This window comes from Pantanalinema sp. (assembly GCA_036704125.1).
Taxonomy (GTDB): domain Bacteria; phylum Cyanobacteriota; class Sericytochromatia; order S15B-MN24; family UBA4093; genus JAGIBK01.
The window spans coordinates 1-3905 of the sequence record DATNQI010000007.1; the positions used below are offsets into that span (position 1 = coordinate 1).

A 3905-nucleotide genomic window follows, 5' to 3' on the forward strand; every position below is an offset into this window, starting at 1 on the left:
GATCGCCAACGCCCCCCTTCGCACCCATGCTAAAGTGATAGGGTTTCGGGGCCAGGCCCCTTCCCGCACGACCGCAGAGGATATCGCCACATGAAGACCAAGATCCAGCAAGCCGAAGAACAGCTCGCTTCCCTGCAAGACTTCCTGCTCGGCGCCAAGCCCAAGATGACCGGGGCCGAGATCAACGTCCTGAAGGTCAATTTCGAGGCCGTCAAGGCGCGCCTGCGCGACATCCGCGAGCACCACGAAGAGGAGTAGCCCGTAGGACGACCGGCGGGCCTGCGCGTGATGACGGGTCCGCACCGGGTATGCAACCCCTGAGAGTGGCGACGCTGGAGGAGCCATGACCCGGGGGTTGTCTCGTAAGAAAAGGGGGATTGGCGCGCTGGCGTCGCTCGTCGCCGCGCTCGTCATGCTGCACCAGGCGCCGGGACTCGCCGCGCCGGCGCGACCGAGCCTAGACCAGCGGGTCGACGCGCTCGCGCTCGACATGGGGGCCAAGTTCGCCGAGGTCGCCCGGCGCCATCGCCTCACCCCCGCCCAGATCTGGCAGCTCAGCGACGCGCTGGGCGACGACGACTGGGACGTCAAGGCGCGGCGGATGGGGGTTCCCGCCGGCCAGGTCGAGCCCCTCTACCAGACGCTCGAGGCCCTGCCGCACAAGCGTCACGACGAGCTGACCCCCTACAACCTCCTCACCCCGGCCAAGGATCGCTGGGGACTGACCGCCAAGGAGGGCATGATCGGCTGGCAGCGCTACGGGGCGCTGATCGAGCGCGTGGCCATCGAGCAGCAGATCGATCCCTTGATCCTCGGGGCCTACGTCTGGACCGAGAGCAACTTCGACACCAACCAGGACACGCGCCGGCGCGGCCTCGTCGCCGTCGGGCTCACCTCCGTCCAGGCCCAGGACCATCCCTGGCTCGCCGGTGACCTCGAGAGCCGGGTCTCGCGCCTCAAGCGGGATCCGCACCTCAACCTGACGCTCGGCGCGCGCGAGTTCAAGGCCCGCTGGCAGCAGAACGACATGTTCGGCACGGTGATGGACGTCTGGTATCCGGCCTGGCGCAGGGGGGGACGCATCCCCAACCTGGGCACCGCCTACGGCTACGTGCAGCTCTTCTCCAATCGCTACTTCTTGCTGATGACGATCATGGGGAGCTAGACTTTCGATCGACCCGTATCCCCCGCGCCCTGGGAGGGTATAGCGCCAGTATGCCGAATACCAAGTCCATCCGCTTCGCCCACCTCACGGACCTTCACTTCACCACCCTCTCCCAGAACCGCTACCCCACGGGCGTGCCGGTCCTGGAGGCCGCGGTGGAGGACCTGAACGCCCAGGGGGTGGACTTCGTCGTGCTGACCGGCGACCTGTTCCACTACCCCGATCGGGTGCCCGAGGAGATCCGGGCCATGCGCGATATCCTCGCTCGCCTGAAAATGCCCTTCTACGCGGCCTTCGGCAACCACGACGTGGAGGGCGACGAGGTCCACGCGCGCAAGGACCTCGTCATGCGCGAGCTCGGCGATCACGGGCTGTCCCGGATGAGCCCCCACTACGCCCTCTCGCCCGCCGCGGGAATGCGGCTGGTGGTGCTCGACTCGACCGACAACGGCTCCGATCGCTACCTGACCTGGCGCGGCCACTTCTCGCGGCACCAGGCCGCCTGGCTCCACGAGACCCTGGCCGAGAGCCGCGACGAGCTTGCGATCCTCGCCATCCATCACCCGCCGGTCACCCCGTACCCCCTGATGGGGGCGCTCAAGTTCGAGGAGACCGATCGCCTTCGCCTGCGCGCGGCGATCGCCCCTCACTCCAACGCCCCCTTCATGCTGTGCGGCCACTACCACCTGAGCAGCAGCGCCGCCTTCGCCTCGACCACGGTGCTCACAGGCCCCTCGCTGGTGGAGCACCCCCACCAGTACCGGATCTTCACCGTGAGCCACCACTCCATGGCCCACGAGATCCGCTACGAGTGGCGCCAGGTGCCGCTCCTGGCGCACGAGGACCGCGCGTGCGCCCGCGGGACGGCCATGCGCCACCTCGCGCTCAACCGCCTGTCGTACGCGCGACGGGGCACCATCACGGTGCCCCGCGCGGGCTCGCTCAATTCTTGAGGATCACGATCGAGATGCGCCGGTTCTCGCTGGCGAAGGGGTCCTTCTCGTTGATCGGGTGGGTCGAGGCGAAGCCCCTTACCGCCCACATGCGCGCGGGGGCCATCCCGCTCTGCTCCAGGATGGTGCGCGCCTTGTTGGCGCGATCCGCCGAGAGCTCCCAGTTGGTGTAGCCGGTCCTGAGGGCCAGCGGGTGGGCGTCCGTGTGGCCGCCGATCATGATGTGATTGCTGATTCCCTTGAGCTCGCGCGCGATCGCCTTGAGGATGTCGATCGTCCGGGGGCTCGGCGCCGCGGCGCCGCTGTCGAAGAGGACCTTCTTCGCCTTCTCGACCACCGAGAGCTCGATGCCCTCGGGCGTCTCCTTGACCTGGATGCTGTCGCGAAACGGCCAGAGCGAGCCCTCCATCAGGGCCTCCTGGATCTCGGCCGAGATGCTCTCGGTCGAGGCGGGCGGCGACTGGACGTCGGGGACGGGCTGGATGCCCATCGGCGGGTTGTCGACGATGGTGGCGTTGACGGGGGTCTCCTGCCCCTTCATGACGCCCTTGCCCTGCCCGAAGATCGAGGGGTCCTTGAAGAAATCGGCGATGCTCTTCTTCTGGTCCTTCGTGGTGAGGCCCGTGAGCCACAGCACCAGGAAGAGGGCCATCATCGCCGTGACGAAGTCGGCATAGGCGACCTTCCAGGCGCCGCCGTGATGGCCGCCGTGCCCGCCTCTGCCCCTGCGCCCCACGACCTAGGCCCCCGAGGGCGCGGCCGCGCCCTCGGCGCTCGCGGGCGCCCCCGAACGGCCCGACACGATGGCGTCGAGTTGGTCGGCCGTCGGGCGGTTGTAGGAGTAGATGGCCTGGCGACCGATCTCGACGGCGACGATGGGGTCGCAGCCGTTGAAGTAGGCGCCGACGGACTCCCGGATGCACTGGAAGTAGCGGGCGCTCTCCTTGGCTTGCCCCTCGATGTTGGCCGCGATGGGCTGGATCATGCCGTAGGAGAGCAGGAGGCCCAGGAAGGTGCCGACCAGCGCCGCCGAGATGGAGTGGCCCAGGACCTCGGGGGGAGCTGCGAGGTTCTGCAGGGCGATGATGATGCCGAGCACCGCCGCCACGATGCCCAGGCCGGGCAGGGCGTCGGAGACGCGGGTCAAGGAGGCGCTGCCGAGGCCCCCTTCCTCGTGATGGGTCTCCAGGTAGATGTCCATCGCGAGCTCGATGTGCTCGGGCTTCGCCTGATAGCTGATCGCGAGCTTCATGGAGTCGCAGAGGAACTCGAGGGCGTGGTGATTGGCCAGGAGGGCCGGATAGGGGGCGAACGCCTCGGACTCCTGAGGATTGGCGAGATCCGCCTCGACCGTCAAGAAGCCCTCACGCTTGGCACGGGTGAAGATCGCGAACATCGCCCCCAGCAGCTCGTCGTAAGCCGCGCGGGGGTACTTGGAGCCGGCGAAGACGGCGGGCAGCTCTTTGGTGATCAGCTTCAGGACCGCCGGCGGCGTCCCGGCGAGCATGGCCCCTATCGCCGCCCCACCGATGATGAGGAACTCGTACGGCTGGTAGAGGATCAGGATGGGGCCGCCCTCGCCGATGAAGCCCCCGAAGACCGCACCGAAGACGATGAACAGCCCGATAATCGCGAACAACTGGAATCACCTCGACATATTCAACAAAATAACGATATTTCGTCATTACAACAAACAGAGAAGCACCGGTCCACCTATACCCACTTCCCCCTGAAAGCTACCTTTTTAATTGCTGAAGATTCGCCTAAGATGGGGGTCTCAGCCCCCC

The 3905-nt window shown here is 67.1% G+C and carries 5 protein-coding genes; 3 read left to right on the plus strand and 2 right to left on the minus strand.

The genetic code is table 11. The features are described from left to right. Window positions 1-90: 90 nt before the first annotated feature. From V6D00_00915 to V6D00_00925, 3 genes are all read left to right on the plus strand, one after another. Entirely contained in the window at window positions 91-258 is a 168-nt protein-coding gene (locus tag V6D00_00915; GenBank protein HEY9897715.1) for a hypothetical protein, read from the plus strand. A 97-nt stretch (window positions 259-355) separates the two neighbouring features. Continuing rightward, on the plus strand, window positions 356-1165 hold the full coding sequence (locus tag V6D00_00920; GenBank protein HEY9897716.1) for a hypothetical protein: 810 nt from the start codon (window positions 356-358) through the stop codon (window positions 1163-1165). 50 nt (window positions 1166-1215) lie between these two features. Continuing rightward, window positions 1216-2118 (plus strand): metallophosphoesterase, encoded by a 903-nt coding sequence (locus V6D00_00925; protein ID HEY9897717.1) that lies wholly within the window; start codon window positions 1216-1218, stop codon window positions 2116-2118. Here the strand turns inward: V6D00_00925 and V6D00_00930 are convergent. Both V6D00_00930 and motA read right to left on the minus strand, forming a co-directional pair. Beyond that, window positions 2108-2854, minus strand: a complete 747-nt coding sequence (locus V6D00_00930) for a flagellar motor protein MotB (GenBank protein HEY9897718.1) — start codon at window positions 2852-2854, stop codon at window positions 2108-2110. The genes V6D00_00925 and V6D00_00930 overlap by 11 nt on opposite strands. Before the next feature lie 3 nt (window positions 2855-2857). After that, the gene (motA, locus tag V6D00_00935) at window positions 2858-3757 is read right to left on the minus strand and encodes a flagellar motor stator protein MotA (GenBank protein ID HEY9897719.1); all 900 of its coding nucleotides are present in this window, start codon (window positions 3755-3757) and stop codon (window positions 2858-2860) included. Window positions 3758-3905: the final 148 nt, after the last annotated feature.